22 protein-coding genes are annotated in these 17,623 nt (G+C 70.1%); 6 read left to right on the top strand and 16 right to left on the bottom strand.

Going from position 1 to position 17,623, the window contains the following annotated elements; genetic code table 11:
* Positions 1-10: 10 nt before the first annotated feature.
* From G0D83_RS02010 to G0D83_RS02000, 3 genes are read right to left on the bottom strand one after another with little or no spacing between them, the layout of a single operon-like run.
* Positions 11-805, bottom strand: coding sequence for a metal ABC transporter permease (locus tag G0D83_RS02010; RefSeq protein WP_164189028.1), 795 nt, complete (start codon positions 803-805; stop codon positions 11-13).
* Positions 805-1,572 carry a metal ABC transporter ATP-binding protein gene (locus G0D83_RS02005; RefSeq protein WP_164189026.1) on the bottom strand — a complete coding sequence of 256 codons (768 nt, stop codon included), beginning with the start codon at positions 1,570-1,572 and terminating at the stop codon, positions 805-807. Before G0D83_RS02005 ends, G0D83_RS02010 begins: the two co-directional genes overlap by 1 nt.
* Positions 1,569-2,060, bottom strand: coding sequence for a transcriptional repressor (locus G0D83_RS02000; protein WP_108966464.1), 492 nt, complete (start codon positions 2,058-2,060; stop codon positions 1,569-1,571). The genes G0D83_RS02005 and G0D83_RS02000 overlap by 4 nt, the downstream gene beginning before the upstream one ends.
* A 147-nt stretch (positions 2,061-2,207) precedes the next feature.
* On the opposite strand from G0D83_RS02000, the gene G0D83_RS01995 reads away from it, so the two are divergent.
* The 6 genes from G0D83_RS01995 (at position 2,208) to G0D83_RS01970 (ending at position 8,194) form a co-directional block, all read left to right on the top strand.
* Positions 2,208-3,221, top strand: a complete 1,014-nt coding sequence (locus G0D83_RS01995) for a zinc ABC transporter substrate-binding protein (protein ID WP_164189024.1) — start codon at positions 2,208-2,210, stop codon at positions 3,219-3,221.
* Positions 3,222-3,398: 177 nt separating this feature from the next.
* On the top strand, positions 3,399-4,400 hold the full coding sequence (locus G0D83_RS01990; RefSeq protein WP_164189022.1) for an ABC transporter substrate-binding protein: 1,002 nt from the start codon (positions 3,399-3,401) through the stop codon (positions 4,398-4,400).
* Positions 4,400-5,386, top strand: a complete 987-nt coding sequence (locus G0D83_RS01985; protein WP_164189020.1) for an iron ABC transporter permease — start codon at positions 4,400-4,402, stop codon at positions 5,384-5,386. Before G0D83_RS01990 ends, G0D83_RS01985 begins: the two co-directional genes overlap by 1 nt.
* Positions 5,383-6,360 (top strand): iron chelate uptake ABC transporter family permease subunit, encoded by a 978-nt coding sequence (locus tag G0D83_RS01980; protein ID WP_164189018.1) that lies wholly within the window; start codon positions 5,383-5,385, stop codon positions 6,358-6,360. Before G0D83_RS01985 ends, G0D83_RS01980 begins: the two co-directional genes overlap by 4 nt.
* A complete protein-coding gene (locus tag G0D83_RS01975; RefSeq protein WP_164189016.1) occupies positions 6,357-7,148 on the top strand; it encodes an ABC transporter ATP-binding protein in 792 nt (263 codons plus the stop codon). Before G0D83_RS01980 ends, G0D83_RS01975 begins: the two co-directional genes overlap by 4 nt.
* A gap of 14 nt (positions 7,149-7,162) precedes the next feature.
* Positions 7,163-8,194, top strand: a complete 1,032-nt coding sequence (locus G0D83_RS01970; protein ID WP_164189014.1) for a siderophore-interacting protein — start codon at positions 7,163-7,165, stop codon at positions 8,192-8,194.
* A gap of 46 nt (positions 8,195-8,240) precedes the next feature.
* On the opposite strand, the gene G0D83_RS01965 is transcribed toward G0D83_RS01970, so the two are convergent.
* The 13 genes from G0D83_RS01965 to hisD form a co-directional block, all read right to left on the bottom strand.
* Positions 8,241-9,017 (bottom strand): LamB/YcsF family protein, encoded by a 777-nt coding sequence (locus G0D83_RS01965; protein ID WP_164189012.1) that lies wholly within the window; start codon positions 9,015-9,017, stop codon positions 8,241-8,243.
* A 27-nt stretch (positions 9,018-9,044) separates the two neighbouring features.
* Positions 9,045-10,082 carry a biotin-dependent carboxyltransferase family protein gene (locus G0D83_RS01960; protein WP_235957996.1) on the bottom strand — a complete coding sequence of 346 codons (1,038 nt, stop codon included), beginning with the start codon at positions 10,080-10,082 and terminating at the stop codon, positions 9,045-9,047.
* Complete coding sequence (locus G0D83_RS01955) at positions 10,079-10,816, bottom strand: allophanate hydrolase subunit 1 (RefSeq protein ID WP_164189010.1); 738 nt, start codon at positions 10,814-10,816, stop codon at positions 10,079-10,081. Before G0D83_RS01955 ends, G0D83_RS01960 begins: the two co-directional genes overlap by 4 nt.
* A 146-nt stretch (positions 10,817-10,962) precedes the next feature.
* Positions 10,963-11,151 (bottom strand): DNA gyrase inhibitor YacG, encoded by a 189-nt coding sequence (locus tag G0D83_RS01950; RefSeq protein WP_164189008.1) that lies wholly within the window; start codon positions 11,149-11,151, stop codon positions 10,963-10,965.
* Positions 11,148-12,191, bottom strand: coding sequence for a ribonuclease E/G (locus tag G0D83_RS01945; RefSeq protein WP_164189006.1), 1,044 nt, complete (start codon positions 12,189-12,191; stop codon positions 11,148-11,150). Before G0D83_RS01945 ends, G0D83_RS01950 begins: the two co-directional genes overlap by 4 nt.
* A 15-nt stretch (positions 12,192-12,206) precedes the next feature.
* Positions 12,207-12,785, bottom strand: coding sequence for a nucleoside triphosphate pyrophosphatase (locus G0D83_RS01940; protein WP_108966490.1), 579 nt, complete (start codon positions 12,783-12,785; stop codon positions 12,207-12,209).
* Positions 12,786-12,851: 66 nt separating this feature from the next.
* Positions 12,852-13,070, bottom strand: coding sequence for a translation initiation factor IF-1 (gene infA / locus G0D83_RS01935; RefSeq protein WP_005978431.1), 219 nt, complete (start codon positions 13,068-13,070; stop codon positions 12,852-12,854).
* 108 nt (positions 13,071-13,178) lie between these two features.
* Positions 13,179-14,063 carry a carbon-nitrogen hydrolase family protein gene (locus G0D83_RS01930; RefSeq protein ID WP_164189004.1) on the bottom strand — a complete coding sequence of 295 codons (885 nt, stop codon included), beginning with the start codon at positions 14,061-14,063 and terminating at the stop codon, positions 13,179-13,181.
* A 90-nt stretch (positions 14,064-14,153) separates the two neighbouring features.
* Positions 14,154-14,762: a GNAT family N-acetyltransferase gene (locus tag G0D83_RS01925; RefSeq protein WP_370457131.1), complete on the bottom strand. Its 609-nt coding sequence runs from the start codon at positions 14,760-14,762 to the stop codon at positions 14,154-14,156.
* Positions 14,759-15,157 (bottom strand): ketosteroid isomerase-related protein, encoded by a 399-nt coding sequence (locus G0D83_RS01920; protein WP_164189002.1) that lies wholly within the window; start codon positions 15,155-15,157, stop codon positions 14,759-14,761. The genes G0D83_RS01925 and G0D83_RS01920 overlap by 4 nt, the downstream gene beginning before the upstream one ends.
* Positions 15,154-15,600: a low molecular weight phosphatase family protein gene (locus G0D83_RS01915; RefSeq protein ID WP_108966498.1), complete on the bottom strand. Its 447-nt coding sequence runs from the start codon at positions 15,598-15,600 to the stop codon at positions 15,154-15,156. The genes G0D83_RS01920 and G0D83_RS01915 overlap by 4 nt, the downstream gene beginning before the upstream one ends.
* Before the next feature lie 4 nt (positions 15,601-15,604).
* Positions 15,605-16,084, bottom strand: coding sequence for a UPF0262 family protein (locus tag G0D83_RS01910; RefSeq protein WP_108966500.1), 480 nt, complete (start codon positions 16,082-16,084; stop codon positions 15,605-15,607).
* A 108-nt stretch (positions 16,085-16,192) separates the two neighbouring features.
* Complete coding sequence (gene hisD / locus G0D83_RS01905) at positions 16,193-17,494, bottom strand: histidinol dehydrogenase (RefSeq protein WP_164189000.1); 1,302 nt, start codon at positions 17,492-17,494, stop codon at positions 16,193-16,195.
* Positions 17,495-17,623 lie beyond the last annotated feature (129 nt).

Genomic DNA, 17,623 nt, shown 5'->3' with positions numbered 1-17,623 from the left:
CCGTTGGCGCTCAGCGCCGCCCGCGCAGCGCCCCGAGGCTCGCCGTGACCGCAAAGATCAGCGTTGCCGCGCAGACCATGCTCGGACCCGCGGGCGTGTCGAAGAGCAGCGCCCCCTCGAGCCCGGCCAATGCAGAAACCCCACCGATCCCCGTTGCCATCAGCGCCATCGCCTCGGGCGTGCGCGCAAAGGGCCGGGCCGCCGCCGCCGGGATGAGCAGCATCGCCCCGATCAAGAGCACGCCCACCACCTTGATGGCCACCGCCACGGTCAGCGCCAGCGCCACGGTCAGCACCCGGCTTTCCAGTCGCGGGTCGATGCCGCTGGCATGGGCAAGGTCGGGCGAGAGCGTCGCGGTCAGCAGCGCCTGCCAGCGCCAGAGCAGCAGCGCCAGCACGAGCGCCGCCCCGCCCCAGATCACCAGCAAATCGCTCTTGGTCACCGCGAGGATGTCACCGAAGAGATAGGCCGAGAGGTCGAGCCGCGCGCCCGGTACGAAGGTGATCGCCACGAGGCCGATCGCCAGCGCACCATGCGCCAGCACGCCCAGCACCGTGTCGATCCCAAGCCCGCGCTCGCTCAGCGCGCCCACGAGCACCGCCATGACCAGCGCCACGAAGAGCGTCCCGGCAAAGACCGGCAGCGAGAGGGCCAGCGAGAGCGCCACGCCAAGGATCGCCGCATGGGCCGTAGCATCGCCGAAGTTGGCCATGCGCCGCCACGATACGAAGCAGCCGAGGGGTGCCGCCGCCAAGGCAAGGCCGAGCCCCGCCAGCGCCGCGCGTACAAGGAAATCGTCCAGCATCAGTGCCCGTGCCCTGCGTGATCGTGGTGGGAATGGTCATGCGCATGGTCATGGGCATGATCGTGCGTATGCGTGTGCTCGTGTCGGTAGAGCGCCAGCGCGCCATGGGTGCCGGTGCCGAAAAGCGCCCGGTACTCCGCCGCCTGCGCCACCGTCTCGGGGTGGCCCTGGCAGCACACATGGCCGTTGAGGCAGACCACGCGGTCCGAGGCGCTCATCACCACGTGCAGCTCGTGGCTGACCATCACCACGGCGCAGCCAAGCCGCGCGCGGATCTGCTCGATCTGCCGGTAAAAGGCCGCCGAGCCCGGCTGGTCGAGCCCCTGCGTCGGCTCGTCGAGCAGCAGCACCTCGGGCTTTCCGAGGATCGCCCGCGCCAGCAGCACGCGCTGGAACTGGCCGCCCGAGAGTCCCGACATGGGCCGCTCCTCCAGCGCCCCGGCCCCGGCCTCTTCCAGCGCGGCACGGCCCTCGGCGCGGCTGATCCGCTGCGGCAGCGACAGGAACCGCGCCACGGTCAGCGGCAGGGTCGCGTCGATCTGCAGCTTTTGCGGCACGTAGCCGAGCCGGAGCCCCGGCTTGCGCGTCACCTTGCCCGCCTGCGGCCGGACCGCGCCGATCAGCGTGCGCAGCAGCGTCGACTTGCCCGAGCCGTTCGGCCCGACGATCGTGACGATCTCCCCGGGATCGACGTGGAAATCGACACCTTGAAGCACCGGATGCTCGCCCAGCGTGACCTGCAGGCCACGCGCCTCGATCAGCGTCATGCGGCGGCTCCGCGGCAGTGCGGGCAGAGCCCCTCGGCCTCGACCACCATCCGCTCGAGCGCGAAATCGAGCTCCTCGGCGGCGGCCTTCACCGCCTCGCCAATCCCCTGCGAGCGCATTTCGGCCACCAGCCCGCAGGCGCTGCAGAGCAGGAAGGCCGGCTTGTGCCGCTCGCCGGGATGGGCGCAGGCGACAAAGGCGTTCAGCCGCTCGATCTTGTGGGCAAAGCCGTTGCTGACGAGGAAGTCCAGGGCCCGATACACCGTCGGCGGCTGCGCCGGCTGACCGTCGTCGCGCATGGCATCGAGCAGCTCGTAGGCGCCCATCGCCTTGTGCTTGCGCAGCAAGAGCTCGAGCACCCGGCGGCGCTGCTTGGTGAGCGACAGCCCCTCGCGCGCGCAGGTGTCTTCCGCCGCCTGCAGGGCGCTCTCGCGGCAATGCGCGTGGTTGTGCGGGGTGAACCCGAGAGGATCGGTATGCTCTGTCATGTCGTCTGCCCTGATGCCTGACATCTCGCCCCCGGAGCGGGACCGCGGTGGATGGGGGTTGATATGTTATAGTGTTGCCGATATCAACCCCACCTGTTGTTACTTTATAACACACCTTGATTCCCGACCGTCACGCAAGAGGCCCCGATGTACCGCTCCCTCCTCCCCGCCCTTCTGCTCGCCAGCCCCGCTTTCGCCGAGGTGCCTAAGGTGGTCACCGACATCGCCCCCGTGCAGGGGCTGGTGGCCAGCGTGATGGGCGACCTCGGCACACCGGACCTGCTGATCCCCGCCAGCGCCTCTCCGCACAGCCACGCGCTGAAACCTTCCGAGGCGCGCGCGCTGCAGCAGGCCGACCTGGTCTTCTGGATCGGCGAGGAGCTGAGCCCGGACCTCGCCCGCAAGATCGACTCGATCGCACAGGCGGGCAGCGCAGTCTCGCTCTTCGACCTGACCGGCACCCGGCATCTCGCGGCGCGCGACGACGTGCTTTTCGCCGAGCCCGGTGCGCAGGGGGATCATGACCACGGCGGGCACGACGAGGAGGCGCACGATCACGACGCGCATGACGATCACGGTCATGACGACCATGCGCACGAGGACCATCACGACCATGGTCACGAGGCGGGCGGACACCACCACGAGGGCGACGACCCCCACGCCTGGCTCTCGGTCGACAATGCCGCGACTTGGCTGACCGCGATTGCCGAGAGCCTTGCGGCGCAGGATCCCGAGAACGCCCAGACCTATGCCGCCAACGCCGAGGCCGCGCAGGCCCGCATCGCCGAGGCCCGCGCCGCCGCCGAAGCCACGCTCGCGCCGGTGAAGGACAACCATTTCGTCGTCTTCCACGACGCCTTCCAGTACTACGAGGACAGCTTCGGGCTGACCGTGCTGGGTGCGATCTCGCTCTCGGATGCCACCACCCCCAGCCCGGCCCGCCTCGACGCGCTGCGCGATGCGCTGAGCGGCGCCGCAGCGGCCTGCGTCTTTGCCGAGCCGCAATTCGACCCGCGCCTCATCGCGGCGGTGACCGAAGGCGCGGGCACCCCGGTGGCCGAGATTGACCCGCTCGGCGCCACGCTCGAGCCCGGCCCCGGCTTCTACCCGGCGCTGATCGAGGACATGGCGCAGCGCATCGCGGATTGCGCCGCTCAATAAGCTCTACCCCGACATCCCGCTGCGCGACGCCTCTTTGCCTTGATGGCAAAGGGGCTTTTCCTTGCCGCATTTCCCGACTAATTAGCTTGGATAAAGGACGCGGGCGCCGCGTCGCCGGGGTTTGCCACTCTCAGACCTTGCGGAACTCACGGCGCCACAGCCGCGCAAGGAAACCGGATGACCACGCCCCTCGCCTCTCTCAGCCGCCGCGGCTTCCTTGCCGGGGCCGCCAGCCTGCTCGCAGCCCCGAAACTGCATGCCGCCGAGGAGCTGCGCTTTGCGCATGCCTATGGCGAGACGGTCCTCGCGGCGCCGGCGAGACGCGTCGTCTCTCTGGGCTACACCACGCAGGACAGTCTCTTGGCGCTCGGCATCGTGCCGCAGGCGATCCGCTACTGGTACGGCGATCACCCCTATGGTGTCTGGCCCTGGGCGCAGCCGCTGCTCGGCGACGGGCAGCCGATGCTGATGACCGGCGAGGTGTCGATCGAGACCGTCGCCAGCTTCGCCCCCGCTCTCATCGTCGCCATCGGCTCGGGCATCTCCGAGGCCGAATACGCGCTCTTGTCGCAGATCGCCCCGGTGTTGATGCAGGCGCCCGAATTCACCACCTACGGCATGCCCTGGGACGCCGAGCTGCGCATGCTCGCCCGCGCCACCGGCACCTCGGAGCGCGCCGAGGCGCTGGTCGCCGACCTGCACGGCCGCTTCGAGGCTCTGCGTGCCCGGCACCCCGACTGGCAGGGCCAAAGCGCCGTCTGCGCCTGGCACGAGGGCGGGCAGACCAGCGCCTTCCTCGGCGGCGACAGCCGCGCGCAGGTGCTGCGCGAGATGGGCTTCCGCCTGCCCGAGGCGCTGGCGCAGATGCAGGGGACCGACGACTTCTACACCGCGCTCTCGCCCGAGGACCTCTCGCCCATCGACGCCGACCTGCTGCTGTGGATCTCGGACGGTGGACAGGCCGACGATCTCGCCGCGCTCGCTATGCGCCGCACCCTGCGCGCCAACGCCGAGGGGCGCGAGGCCTTCTGCGACGCGCTGCTCTCGGGCGCGCTCTCCTTCGGCAGCGTGCTGTCGGTGCCCTATGCGCTGAAGCGGCTCGAGCCCGAGATCAGTGCCGCCCTCGACGGCGATCCGACAACCGTGGTGCCGAGCGCCTCCGAGGCCGGCCTGCTCTGATGCTCCGCCTGCTCGGTCTTTTCACGCTGCTGGCACTGGCGCTCGCGCTCGCCCTTTCGGTGGGCGCCCGGCCGGTGACGCCCGCCGTGGCGCTGGAGGCCCTGCGGGCCTACGATCCGACCAACCCCGAACATGTGACCCTCATGGCGATCCGCCTGCCCCGCCTTGCGGCAGGGCTGATCGCGGGCGGCGCACTCGGCATCGCCGGCACCGTCATGCAGGTGATGACCCGCAACCCGTTGGCCGACCCCGGACTGCTCGGGGTGAACGCCGGGGCCGCCTTCGCGCTGCTCATCGGGGCGACGGCCCTGGGCACCTCGGACGCCACCTCGGTGGCGCTGCTGACTTTCCCCGGGGCGGCGCTCGCCTCGGCGCTGGTGTTCACCCTGGGAGGCGGGCTGCGCGGCGACGTGGGACCGGTGCGGCTGACCTTGGCGGGCGCGGCGCTGAACGCGCTGCTGCTGTCGCTGGTTACCGCCATCGTGCTCATCCGGCAGGACACGCTCGACATGTTCCGCTTCTGGGTCGCCGGATCGCTGACCCAGGCCGCCAGCCGCCCGCTCATGGAAATGGCTCTCATCGCCGCAGCCGGGGGGATCCTGGCGCTGGCCGTCGCCCCGCAGATCGAGGCGCTCTCGCTCGGCTCGGCGCTGTCGCGCGGTCTTGGCACGAAGCCCCGCCGGGTGCAGGCGGCGGCGCTGGCGGTGGTGACGCTTTGCACCGGGGCGGCCGTGGCGGTCGCCGGGCCGATCGCCTTCCTGGGCCTCATGGTGCCGCCGCTCGCCCGGCGCGTCGCGGGCCATGCGCTGCGCCGCGAACTTCTCGCCTCCGCCCTGCTGGGCGCGGCACTGCTGCTCTTTGCCGACACGCTGGGCCGGGTGGTGATGCCGCCCGCCGAGGTCCGGGCGGGCGTCATGACGGCACTGATCGGCGGGCCGATCTTCCTCTGGGTGGCACGGCGCCTGCGCCCCGGGGCCACCGCATGAAGGGGGCTCTGACGCTCTGTCTGCTGCTGCTCTGCGCGACGCTGGCGGCGCTGGCGCTGGGGCCGGTGCAGCTGAGCCCCGCCCTGCTCTGGCAGGGGCTGAGCACCGGCGAGGGCCCCGGCGCGCTGGTGCTGGGCACGATCCGCGGCCCTCGGGTCGTCACGGCGCTGGGTGCCGGGGCGGTTCTGGGCCTCTCGGGCGCGCTTTTCCAAGCGCTCTTCCGCAACCCGCTCGCGGCGCCGGACATCATGGGGTTCACCGCGGGCGCGGGGCTGACCATCATCGCCGCCATCGCGCTCGGCCTCACCCTGCCGCCGCCGCTGTTGGCGGCGGGCGGCGGTCTGGCGGCGGCGCTGCTGGTCGCGCTGCTCTCGCAGCGCAGGGGCCATGCGACGCCGCCGCTGACGATGATCCTGGTCGGGCTCGGCATCGGCTTCATCGCCTCGGCGCTGTCGAGCTTCCTGCTGACCCTGCTCCCGCATCCGCAGGCCGCCGAAGCCCAGCGATGGCTGACGGGCTCGCTGGCAGCGCGCGACTGGACCCATGTGGCGCAGGTGTGGCTGATTGGCGCGCTGCTGGCGGCGCTGGCCCTGGCGCAGATGCGCCGCCTCGCCGCGCTGGAGCTGGGAGAGGACCTCGCCGCCGGGCTCGGCCTGCGCGTCGGTCGGGCGCGCCTAGCGCTGGCCGGAACCGCCGTGCTGCTGGCGGCGGCGGGCGTGGCGGTGGCGGGCCCGGTGCCCTTCATCGCGCTGATGTCCGGCCCGCTTGGCGCGCGGATCACCGGCGCGCGGCGGCTGCGCGGACAGATGCTCTCGGCCGCGGGCACCGGTGCGCTGGTGCTGGTGGTCGCCGACCTTGCCGCCCGCGCGGCGCTGCCCGGCATCCAGCTGCCCGCCGGGGTGATGACCGGGCTTCTCGGTGCCCCCTACCTGCTCTGGCGCCTGTCGCGCGAAATGGAGAAAGGCGAGCTATGACCCTTGATCTGCCCCCCGCCGGCCTCGCCGCCGAGCGCCTCTCGCTGGGGTACGCCGAGCGCCCGGTGATCGCGGAGCTGTCGCTCGCGCTGCCGCGCGGCGAAATGACCGCCATCCTTGGCCCGAACGGCTGCGGCAAGTCCACCCTGCTGCGCGCCATGGCCCGGCTGCTCGCCCCCTCTGCCGGGCGCGTGCTGCTCGACAGCGAGGACATCCACCGCCGCGACACCCGCGCGCTGGCCCGCGAGTTGGCGATCCTGCCGCAGAGCCCCATCGCCCCCGAGGGCATCACCGTCGCCGATCTCGTCAAGCGCGGCCGCACGCCGTGGCGCGGCCCCTTCACCCCTTGGCGCGACGAGGATGCCTCTGCCTGCGCCGACGCGCTGGCCGCCGTGCAGATGAGCGCATTCGCCGACCGTCCCATTGGCGAGCTCTCTGGCGGGCAGCGGCAGCGGGCCTGGATCGCGCTGGTGATGGCGCAATCCGCGCCGCTCCTGCTGCTCGACGAGCCGACCACCTACCTCGACCTCGTGCATCAGATCGAGGTGCTGGCACTGCTGCGCCGCCGCAACCGCGAAGCCGGGCTGACGGTGGTCTCGGTGCTGCACGACCTGAACCTCGCGGCGCGTTTCTCCGACCGGCTGGTGCTGCTGGGCCGCGACGGGCTCGTCGCCACCGGCAGCCCTTGGGAGGTGCTGACGCCCGCACAGCTTCAGACCGCCTTCGGACTTGCCGCCCGCGTCGATCCCGACCCGGTGACCGGCACGCCGATGGTCATCCCGCTCTGAGCGAAAGGCGCACCATGGTTCTGCCCGACCGATCCATCTCTGCCAGCCGATACGACGGCCCGCTGCCCGAGGGCTTCCTCAGCCGCCTGCGCGCACAGCTCGAAGACTACGACATCCCGCTGCAGCAACGCGGGCACCAGCTGACCGCCCGCTACACCCAGGCCGATATCACCCTGCGGCTCGACCACGCCGGCTTTGCCGTGCAGATCGCCGCCGAGGGCGAAGTGCCCCTGCACCAATGCCGTGAAAGCGTGATCTACTTCCTCGACGCGGCGCTGCCCGAGGCGAGCGCGCGCATGACCTGGAGCGGCGTCAATGCCCGCCGCACACCGCCCAACTTCCACCTCGCCGCCGTGGTCGGCACGCGGCGGATCAGCCCGGGCTTCCTGCGCGTCGAGATGGCCTGCGACGGCATCGCGACGCTGCAGGAGGGCGGCATGCATTTCTCGCTGCTGCTGCCGCCCGAGGGGACCACGCCGCGCTGGCCCGAGTTGACCGAGCAGGGCCGCACCATCTGGCCGGATGGCGCCTGCGCGCTGCACAGGGCGGCCTATACCTTCGTCTGGCTCGATGCCAAGGCGGGGCGGTTTGCCTTCGACATCTTCGAGCATGAGGGCGGGCAGACCACCGACTGGGCGCGTCGCGCGAGGCCGGGCGAGACGGTGGGCGTGATGGGACCGGGCGGCGGCGAGTTCCCCGAGGCCGACCATATCCTGCTTGCCGGGGATGAGACCGCCCTGCCCACCATCCGCCGCATCCTCGAGCAGTCGCCCGCGGACCGGCGCGGCACGGTGATCCTGGAGACCGCCTCGGAGCAGCACCGTCCCGCGCTGATCCTGCCAGCGGGCATGGCGCTGCGCTGGATCACCCGCGGCCACGGCGGCGGCCTGGGGGCTGCACTGAAAGCGGTCACGGGGCTTGAGGACGGCCAATGCGTCTGGGTTGCCGCCGAGAAATCCATTGTCCGCTCGGCCAAGGCCCACTTCAAGGAGCTTGGCCTGCCGCGCGAGCGCGGGTATTTCTCGGCCTATTGGACCAAGGGCTGAGACCGGGCGGCCCCGCCGCTCAGACCCCGGCATCAGACCCCGGTGCTCAGACCCCGCCGGTGCGCCCGGGGAAGACCTGCAGCGTCACGCCCGCCCCCTCGAGCGCCGCGCGCACGGCCCGGGCGATCTGCAGCGCCGTCTTGCCGTCGCCATGCAGGCAGATCGTGTCCACCGCCGCCGGGATGTGCTTGCCGCTCTCGGTGATGATTGCCCCGGCCTCGACCATCTTGACCATGCGCGCGGCAGCCAGTTCGGCATCGTGGATCACCGCGCCCGGCAGCGCCCGGTCGACCAGCGTCGCATCGTCGTTATAGGCGCGGTCGGCAAAGATCTCGCCGGCCCAGCGGCAGCCCAACTCCTCGACCGCCGCCTGCTGCTGCGTCGCCGCCAGCACCATGACGATGATCTCGGGATCGACCGCGAGCGCCCCCTCGTAGGCGGCCAGCGCCATGGCCTTGTCCTCGGCGCACATGTTGGCCAGCGCGCCGTGCAGCTTGAGGTGCCGCACCTTGCCGCCCGCCATGCCCGCCATCGCCTGCGCCGCGCCGAGCTGGTAGGCGGTCAGGTTGCGCAGGCTGGCCGACGACAGCTGCATCCGCCGCCGCCCGAACCCCTGCAGGTCCGGAAAACCCGGGTGCGCGCCGATGCCGGTGCCATGGTCGACGGCGCGTTTCATCGTCGCCGCCATGACGTCGGGATCGCTGGCGTGAAACCCGCAGGCGATATTGGCCGAGGTGATCACCTCCAAGAGCGCCGCGTCCTGCCCCATGACCCAGGGCCCGAAGCTTTCACCCATATCCGCGTTGAGATCGACGCTGGTCATCCTGCGCTCCCCTTTTTTCTGTCGTGTCTAGTGGTCGTGATGCTCGCCGTTGGAAAACCCGCTGACCAGCTTGTAGCCCAGAAGGTCCGGAACATCGCCGGGGTGCCGTACCAGCGGCTCGACCCGGCGCGGCATCTCCTTGAGCGCGGCGCGATGGGCCGCCTCGGCCGCCAGTGCCTCGTCCATCGATACGAAGCGGAAGCGCAGCTCGGCCCCGGCGGGCGCCTGCGCGATGCTCGGCAGATCGGCGGGAATGACCGTGGCCAGGCGCGGATAGCCGCCTGTCGTCTGGCACTCGGCCAGCAGCACGAAGGGGGCGCCGTCTCCGGTCACCTGGATGTCGCCGGGGGTGATGATCTCGGAGACCACCGACAGCCCCCCCTCGACGCCGAAGGGCTCGCCCTCGGCCACGACCTTGGCGCCCATCCGGTTGGCGCGGGCGTCGCGGGTGAAGCGGGTGGTCTCGAGCCGGGCGCGCTGCTCCTCGGGGAAGAGCCGGGTCTGCAGGCTCTCGACCACGCGCAATGCGCCGCCCGAAAAACGGTCCTCGACAGCCAGCTTGCGTGCCACGGCGCTGCCGCGGTCGGCACCCACGCGAATGCGGTCGCCTGCCTCGATCGCCCGGCCGAGCCCGGCCGTCAGATGCGCCGAGACCGCGCCGAGGATCTCGTCAGGCGCAAGCCCCCCGCCCACCGACAGGTAGCCATAGGCCCCGGCCTGCAGCGGGCCGATCTCCAGAACCGCGGCCTTGGGCAGCGCGTGGCAGGCGTGCCAGACAACCGGCGCGCCGTCGATGCTGGCGCGCATCGGCGCGCCGGTCAGCGCGATGCGCAGATCGCAGCCCGCCTCGAAGCGCCCGCCCATGCCGCCCATCTCCAGCGCCGCGCTCTCGCCCTGCCCGAGCAGCGCCGCAGCCTCGGCCAGCGCCATGCGGTCCATGGCGCCGCCCCGTGACAAGCCATAGGCGATCCAGCCCGGACGCCCGCCATCCTGCACGGTGACCGCCGGCCCGGCGCGATGGACGATCAGCTCGCGGCGCGTGGTTCCGGTCATGGCCTTGCTCATGACAGCGCCTCCCAGCTCGCCCCGCCGTCGGGATCGTCCTGCATCCGGTTAAAGACCTCCTCCGAAACCTGCGGGAATTCCACCTCGTCGCCCGGCGCCAGCAGGAAAGGCCGCTCGGCCCCGAGCCGGAACAGCGGCGCGGCGGTCTGGCCGACGTGGCGCCAGCCGGTCGGCGCGGTGACCGAGAAGATGACGAATTGCCGGATCGCCAGCACCAACGCCCCCTGCGGCACGCGCGGCGTCAGCGCCTGCTGGCGCGGGATGTTCCACACCTCCGGCAACTCACCCAGATAGGGCTGGCCCGGCGCGAAGCCAAGCGCCGTCACCCGCACCCGCGCCGAGGACAGCGAGGCCACCGCCTCGGCCTCGGTCATCCCCGCCACCTGTGCCGCCTCCGCCAGCTGCGGCGCGAGGGTGCCGCCATAAGCGGTAGGAATGCGGTGCAGGCGGCGGCCGTGCGGCAACTCGGCCTGCAGCCAGTCGCGCGAGCTTATCAGCGCGCGCAGCCGCGCCTCGAGCGTGGCATGCTTGAGCGCCAGCGGATCGAAGCGCAGATAGGCCGAGACCAGCGACGAGGATATCTCCTCCACCCCCTCCCAGCTTTCGCGCTCCAGCGCGGCACGGAAGGCCAGCGCGGCGCGGTTGGCAGGCTCGCTCAGCCGGTCGCCGAAGCTCACCAGCATGCCGTCGATGCCAGCGGTGCGCAGCAGGGGATAGGAAGACGTATGGGTCATGCGCGGGACGTTAGCGATGTCCCGCGCGGCTGCAACAGGCAATGACCGTCGCCGGCCCCGGGACCGGCCCTGCGTTTCTTCCAGACAGACGTTCCTTCGGGAGGACGCGCGCAGCGCGGTGGCAGCGAAGGCCCTTGCCCGCCCTGTCAGTGCCGCGTCTGCTTGGCCTGTTCGCGCTCGGCAAGCTCGATCGCCTCTTCCACGTCCTGCGGATCGTCCGAGGGCACGGCGTAGCTGCCCGACATCCACTTCGCCAGATCGACATCGGCGCAGCGTTTCGAGCAGAAGGGGCGGTATTTCTCGTCGGTCGGCTTGGCGCAGATCGGACAGCTCATGGCAGCATCCCCGGTTTCAGCACCTCGCTCAGCGGCACGCGCTCGCGCTTGCGCTGCAGCTCCATGAGCCCCAGCTGGGTCCAGCCGGCGAGGATGGTTTCGGTGGCGTCGGTCTTCAGCGCCGCGCGCAGCACGGTCTCGAGCTGGCGGCGCTCTTTTTTCGGGATCGGCGCGGGATCGACGATGATCTGCCCGCCAAGCCCGCGCAGGCGCAGCTGCCGGGGCAGCTCGCGCAGGGCGGCGATATTGGCCTTGAGCCCCGCCGCCGGAGAGGTATCGCCGCCGGTATTCACGTCCACCGCGACCAGCGCGCGGGTGGGCTCGATGCTCATCGAGCCGCCCCCGGGCAGCGGCACCAGCGGGCGCTGCAAGGCGGCGATCATCTCGTGCACGTCATGGCGCTCGAAGGCGCCGGGCTCTGCGTCCACGTCGCCCTCGTCCCACTCGCGCCAGGCCATGGAATGCGGCCCGTCGCCCTCGACCAGCAGTTCGGCCTTGCCCGAGACATCCGCCATCACCTGCGCGCAAAGCTGCGCCATGGCGGCGATGTCCTCAGCGATCTCGTCCGCATTGCCCTCGGCGCAGGAAGAGCGCAGGATCAGGCCGTTCTCGGCCTCGTTGGCGCCGGGCATGACCTCATGGGCAATCTCGAGCAGGCTCTCGCGGATGTCCTCGTCCTTGATGCGGCGCGAGATGTTCAGCCCCGGCGCGCCGGGCGTGACGATGGCGTAGCGCGACTTGAAGAGGATGCGGGTGGTGACCGGGATCGCCTTGCCCGGCTCGGCAAAGCCGGTGACCTGCACGATCAGTGGCTGGCCGGGTGCCAGCCCCTTGACCTGCCGCAGGAAGGCCGAGCCCTCGGGCGTGTCGAGGAACATGCCGCCCTGCCCCTTCATCGGGCGCTGCGCGATGCCTCGGTAGATGGTGCCCGGGCGCGCGTGATCGCTGTCGATCAGCAGGTCCTCGAGCTTGCCGTCGACGATCAGCGCGGCGGCTTCCGCCTCGCCGAGCTGGTCGAGCGCGATGGTGCGTCCCTTCATGCGAGGCCCCTTTGGTCAGTCTGCAGGTTTATAGAGCGGGTAGCCCGCCGCGAGCAGCAGGTTCGCGGTCTCGGCCATCGGCAGGCCGACAACCGAGGTGAAGCTGCCGTTGATCCACGGGATGAACGCCCCGGCGAGACCCTGGATGCCGTAGCCCCCGGCCTTGCCCTGCCAGTCGCCCGAAGCGAGGTAGGCGTTCAGTTCCTCGTTGGAGAGGTTCTTCATTTGCACCTGGGTTACAACGTCGCGTTCCCAGATGCGGCTCCCGCGGCGCACCGCGACGGCGGTGATCACCCGGTGACGGCGGCCAGAGAGCTTGGTGAGAAACTCCGCGGCCTCGCCCGCGTCGCGGGGCTTGCCGAGGATGCGGCGCCCGAGCGCGACGGTGGTGTCGGCCGAGAGCACGATCTCGTCGTCTGCAGAGGGAATCGCCTGCGCCTTCTCGCGCGCGAGCCGCACGCAGTAAGGGCGGGGCAGCTCGCCCGGCATCGGGTCTTCGTCGATGTCGGGCGGGCGGATGTCGTCGGCGGTGACGCCAAGCTGCGCGAGCAGATCGCGCCGCCGGGGCGAGCCGGAACCGAGGACGAGTTTCATGCGCGGACCTCCCGTGTCCGTGTCAGGGAACGCGGGATCCGCCATGAGATTCCGGGTCATGCGGAGTTACTTGAAGCGGTAGTTGATCCGGCCCTTGGTCAGATCATAGGGCGTCATTTCCACCTGAACCTTGTCGCCGGCAAGAACCCGGATGCGGTTTTTCCGCATCTTACCTGCCGTATGCGCGATGATCTCATGGCCGTTCTCTAGCTCGACCCGAAACGTCGCGTTGGGCAGGAGTTCCTTCACGACACCGGGAAATTCGAGCGTATCTTCCTTGGCCATGCTTTCTCCTGAAAATGCAGTCCCGCTGACTTTCGCGGAACGCGGATGCATATGCGCCCAAACGGGGCAATTTTCAAGCCCACAATTGCAGATTGTCGGGAATAGGCTCTAGCGCAGCGCCCGCTGGGTCACGGGGCCGTCGCGGCCGGACTGATCGTCCCAGTGGCTTCGGTTCAGCACGACGCCATCGTTACGGACCCGCGCGACGGCGTCAAGGTCAACCTCGGCATAGGTCCAGCCGGGTTGTCCGAGTCGGCCCTCGGCGATCACCCCGGTGGCGGGAAAGCCGGTGTCGGGCGGACAGAAGACCCCGCCCATGCCCATGTTGGTATCCACCGCCTCGGACCAGTCGCAGCTTCCGACCGTCGAGGCCATGACCGCGATGCACTGCTGCTCGAGCGCGCGGGCCATGGCGCCGATGCGCACCCGGCTGTAGCCCGCCAGCGCCTCGGTGCAGGAGGGCACCAGCAGCAGATCGGCGTCGCGCAGCGCCCGGCCGAGCAGCGGGTACTCGCTGTCGTAGCAGATGAGGATGCCGATCTTGCCGAGCGCGGTGTCGAAGAGCTGCAGCGGCGCGCCGCCAACAACGTGCCAGTCCTCCCGCTCGAAACGGGTCATGATCTGCTTGTCCTGAAACCCCATGCCGCCGCCGGGCGCGAAGAAGCGCGCGCGATTGACCGGGCGCGGACCGAGGGCGGCATCGAAGACCGGGGCGGAGGCGGCGAGGATGTGGGCCTTGTACTTGCCAGCGAGTTCCGAGTGCAGCGCATCCACCTGCGGCATGCGCTCGGAGACCGCGTGCAGCGAGGCCTCGAGATCACCTGCCGCGGCGCGCCCGGCCAGCGTCGCGATCTCCATCGCGCCATATTCGGGGAAGACCAGGAGCTCTGCGCCCTGCCCCGCGGCCTCGGAGACCCAGGTCTCGGTCTTTGCGGCATAGGCGTCCCAGTCCTCGAGGAAGTCCATCGGGTAAGCAGCAGTGGCGATCTTCATGCATGGTGTCCTTGGCTGGCGGGGTCGAAGGGTCTCTGCCCCCGTCCGCTGCGCGGACTCCCGAGGCGTATGTGAAGAGAGAAGGAAAGGTCAGGCGATGTCGTCGTCGAGGTCACGAAGCCAGAACTGCAGGGTGTGGTCGGTCTGCTCGGGCTGGTCGACGTCGCGCCAGCGGAAGCGGGCGACGACGCCCTGGAGCGGCGCGTAGCCGCGCTTGCGCCAGAACGTGTCGAGCGGGGTGTAGGCGGCGGGGCGCAGCGGGTGATCCGCGGGGCGCTGCACGGCGCAGAAGGCGCTGTAGCGGCGGCCGAGCGCGCGGGCGTGTGCCTCGCGCGCCTCGAAGAAGCGGTGACCGATGCCCTGCCCGCGCGCCTCGGGCAGCAGCACCGACTCGGCGCAGTAGAAGATGTCGGCCAGCGCGAGTCCGGTGGCGGCGAAGGGCGCGGCGAAATCCTCGGCGTGATCCTCCATCGGGGTGCCGGTGGCGGCGCCGACGAGGCGCGGGCCCGCAAAGGCGCCGACCAGCACGGCCCCGGCGCTGGTGCGGTAGCTTTCCAGGTAGCGCCGCTCGTAATCCAGATCGCCGTCGTAGAGATAGGGCCAGTCGCGAAACACCGCGATGCGCAGCCGCGCCACGTCGTCGAGCGCCGAATCGAGCGCCGCGCCGGTCAGGACACGAACCTCGGTCACCGCGGTCACGAGACCTGCCGGATCCAGTCGGCGAGATTGTAGTAGGTGACGACCCGGGTGATCTTGCCGTCCTCGAGCGAGAAGAAGGACCCAGCCGGCAGGCGGTATGTCTGGCCCCGCGCCTCGGGCAGGCCCGCGTCGGTGCTGAGATAGGTGCCGTTCACCGTGAATTCGGCGGCGGCGCGGGTGCCGCCCTCTGCTTCGAAGACCACCATATCGGTCAGGTGCTCGTCGTAGCAGTGGGACATGTGGGCGCAGAACTCGGCGAACTTCGTCTTGCCCGAGCGGATCTGCCCCTCGTTCACGTGATGCGCGATGTCGGGCGAGAGCAGCTCGAGCATGGCATCGGTGTTCTTGGCGTTGAAGGCGGCAAAATAGGCTTGGATCGTTTCGGTGGCCGTCATGTGTCTCCCCACCGGGTCTTGAGCTTTTGGTAAATCTGGTCGCGGGTCTGGCGGTAGGCGTTGAGCTTGGTCTCTCGGGTCTCGCCGAGCCCCGTCGGATCCATGATCGGCCAGTATTCCACCGTCAGATGGAAGAAGCGGGTCAGATCCAGCGCGGCGCGCTGCGAGGCGGGCGACATGGCCACGATCAGGTCGAATCCGGAAAGCGTCTCGCCCATCTCCTCGAGCTCCTCGAAGCTGCGCGAGCGGTGGCGCGACAGCTCGACGCCGATCTCCTGGCAGACCGAGATCGCGAAGCCGTCGATCTCGAGATCGTTCACCACGCCGACGGACTGCACATAGGTGCCCTGACCGTGGAGCTTTTTCATGATGCCCTCGGCCATGGGCGAGCGCACCGCGTTGTGGTCGCAGCAGAAGAGCACCGATTGCGGCAGCTTCGGCACGCGATCAGCCCCCGAAATGCAGCACGCAGATGAGTGTGAAAAGGCGCCGCGCGGTGTCTATGTCGACCTCGGCCTTGCCCTCGAGCCGCTCCTGCAGGATGCGCGCGCCCTCGTTGTGGATGCCGCGGCGGGCCATGTCTATGGTCTCGATCTGGCTCGGTGCCGCCGTCTTCACCGCATCGAAGTAGCTTTTGCAGATCTGGAAGTAGTCCTTCACCACCTGCCGAAAGGGCGCGAGCGACAGGTGGAACTCGGCTGCCGGATCTCCAGCGTCGGTGGTGATGTCGAAAACCAGCCGCTTGTCGCGGATCGACAGGCCGAGCGCATAGGGACCGTCGGGCACGTCGCGGCCGTTGCGCGCCGGCAGGCAGAAGCTGTTGTCCTCCATGAGATCGAACATGGCCACGCGCCGCTCCTGCTCGATCTCCGGGGTCGGAGGCGGCAGGTTGGCGTCGTCAAGCTCGATACGGGCGATGGTGCTCATGGGCGCGTCCTCGGCTGCGGCTCCGGAATCTGTAGCCAATGCGCGGGGATGGGGCAATGCGACTTGCGACTCATGGGGCAGAAGCGGCGACGCCCCCGCCCCGGACGATCAGCCGTTGAGCTTGCGCAGCCGCGCGGTGACCGACATGCCGTGCGCCTGCAGGCTTTCCGAGGTCGCCAGCACCTCGGCGGCGGGGCCGATGGCGCGCAGCGCATCGGGCGACATCTTCGCCAGCGTGGTGCGCTTGACGAAATCGAGCACCGACAGCCCCGAAGAGAAGCGCGCCGAGCGCGCGGTGGGCAGCACGTGGTTCGGCCCGCCGACGTAATCGCCGATCGCTTCCGGGGTCCATTGGCCGAGGAAGATCGCCCCGGCGTGACGGATTTTCTCGGACAGCGCTTCGGGCTCGGCAACGCAGAGCTCGAGGTGCTCGGGCGCCACCCGGTTCGACAGGGCCGCCGCCTCGTCGAGATCGCGGCAGATGATGACTGCGCCGAAGTCGCGCCAACTGGCGCCGGCGATGCCGCGGCGCTCGAGCACCTCGAGCTGCCGGGCGACCTCGTCGGCCACCTTTTGAGCAAGGCCCGCGTCGGGGGTGATCAGGATCGACTGGGCGCTCTCGTCGTGCTCGGCCTGGCTGAGCAGGTCGAGGGCGATGAACTCGGGATCATTGCCTTCGTCGGCGATGACGAGGATCTCGGAGGGGCCGGCGATCATGTCGATGCCGACCTTGCCGAAGACCCGGCGCTTGGCGGCAGCGACGAAGGCATTGCCCGGGCCGGTGATCTTGTCCACGGGCGCGATGCTTTCGGTGCCATAGGCGAGCGCGGCGATCGCCTGCGCCCCGCCGATCCGGTAAATCTCGTCGACCCCGGCGATGCGCGCCGCCAGCAACACCAGCGGGTTGGCCACGCCATCAGGCGTCGGCACGGCGATGCAGAGCCGCTCGACACCCGCCACCTTGGCGGGAATGGCGTTCATCAGCACCGAGGACGGATAGCTGGCAAGTCCGCCCGGCACATAGAGACCGGCCGCTGAGACCGGCGTCCAGCGCCAGCCGAGGGTCGCGCCGTCGGGGTCTGTCCACTGCGCATCCTCGGGCATCTGCCGCACGTGGTAGGCGCGGATGCGCTCGGCGGCGATCTCCAGCGCGGCACGCTCGGCTGCGGGGACCTGCGCGCAATAGGCGTCGATCTCCTCGGGAGTGAACCGCAACCCGGCCGCCTCCAGCTCGAGCCGGTCGAACTTGGCGGTCATCTCCAGCACGGCGGCGTCGCCGCGGGCGCGCACGTCGGCGATGATGCCCGCGACGATGTCATCCACGTCGGGGCTGTCCTCGCGCTTGGCGCTGAGCAGCTGGGCGAACTCCAGCTCGAAATCCGGGTCGGTCGTGTCGAGAAAGACGGGCATGGGCGGTCTCCTTGTCGCGAGACTGCTTAGAGAGAAGCGCCGCCCGGCTCAAGTGGCGCGCCGGGGGATTCGCCCGCATCCCTTGACATGGATCAGCCCGAAAAACATGCGACTCGCCTAATATGTCGA

It is taken from the genome of Salipiger sp. PrR003 (genome assembly GCF_010500785.1).
GTDB classification, from domain to species: domain Bacteria; phylum Pseudomonadota; class Alphaproteobacteria; order Rhodobacterales; family Rhodobacteraceae; genus Salipiger; species Salipiger pacificus_A.
This window is presented reverse-complemented; position numbering and strand designations above follow the sequence as displayed.

Coding starts and splice junctions, on each gene's coding strand:
- G0D83_RS01975 (WP_164189016.1), top strand. CDS start 6,357: ATGACCCTTGATCTGCCCCCCGCCGGCCTCGCCGCCGAGCGCCTCTCG.
- G0D83_RS01940 (WP_108966490.1), bottom strand. CDS start 12,785: ATGAAACTCGTCCTCGGTTCCGGCTCGCCCCGGCGGCGCGATCTGCTC.
- G0D83_RS01990 (WP_164189022.1), top strand. CDS start 3,399: ATGACCACGCCCCTCGCCTCTCTCAGCCGCCGCGGCTTCCTTGCCGGG.
- G0D83_RS02005 (WP_164189026.1), bottom strand. CDS start 1,572: ATGACGCTGATCGAGGCGCGTGGCCTGCAGGTCACGCTGGGCGAGCAT.
- hisD (WP_164189000.1), bottom strand. CDS start 17,494: ATGCCCGTCTTTCTCGACACGACCGACCCGGATTTCGAGCTGGAGTTC.
- G0D83_RS01910 (WP_108966500.1), bottom strand. CDS start 16,084: ATGAGCACCATCGCCCGTATCGAGCTTGACGACGCCAACCTGCCGCCT.
- G0D83_RS01955 (WP_164189010.1), bottom strand. CDS start 10,816: ATGACCCATACGTCTTCCTATCCCCTGCTGCGCACCGCTGGCATCGAC.
- G0D83_RS01945 (WP_164189006.1), bottom strand. CDS start 12,191: ATGAAGGGACGCACCATCGCGCTCGACCAGCTCGGCGAGGCGGAAGCC.
- G0D83_RS01970 (WP_164189014.1), top strand. CDS start 7,163: ATGGTTCTGCCCGACCGATCCATCTCTGCCAGCCGATACGACGGCCCG.
- G0D83_RS01920 (WP_164189002.1), bottom strand. CDS start 15,157: ATGACGGCCACCGAAACGATCCAAGCCTATTTTGCCGCCTTCAACGCC.
- G0D83_RS01995 (WP_164189024.1), top strand. CDS start 2,208: ATGTACCGCTCCCTCCTCCCCGCCCTTCTGCTCGCCAGCCCCGCTTTC.
- G0D83_RS01985 (WP_164189020.1), top strand. CDS start 4,400: ATGCTCCGCCTGCTCGGTCTTTTCACGCTGCTGGCACTGGCGCTCGCG.
- G0D83_RS01980 (WP_164189018.1), top strand. CDS start 5,383: ATGAAGGGGGCTCTGACGCTCTGTCTGCTGCTGCTCTGCGCGACGCTG.
- G0D83_RS01930 (WP_164189004.1), bottom strand. CDS start 14,063: ATGAAGATCGCCACTGCTGCTTACCCGATGGACTTCCTCGAGGACTGG.
- G0D83_RS02000 (WP_108966464.1), bottom strand. CDS start 2,060: ATGACAGAGCATACCGATCCTCTCGGGTTCACCCCGCACAACCACGCG.
- G0D83_RS01960 (WP_235957996.1), bottom strand. CDS start 10,082: ATGAGCAAGGCCATGACCGGAACCACGCGCCGCGAGCTGATCGTCCAT.
- infA (WP_005978431.1), bottom strand. CDS start 13,070: ATGGCCAAGGAAGATACGCTCGAATTTCCCGGTGTCGTGAAGGAACTC.
- G0D83_RS01965 (WP_164189012.1), bottom strand. CDS start 9,017: ATGACCAGCGTCGATCTCAACGCGGATATGGGTGAAAGCTTCGGGCCC.
- G0D83_RS01950 (WP_164189008.1), bottom strand. CDS start 11,151: ATGAGCTGTCCGATCTGCGCCAAGCCGACCGACGAGAAATACCGCCCC.
- G0D83_RS02010 (WP_164189028.1), bottom strand. CDS start 805: ATGCTGGACGATTTCCTTGTACGCGCGGCGCTGGCGGGGCTCGGCCTT.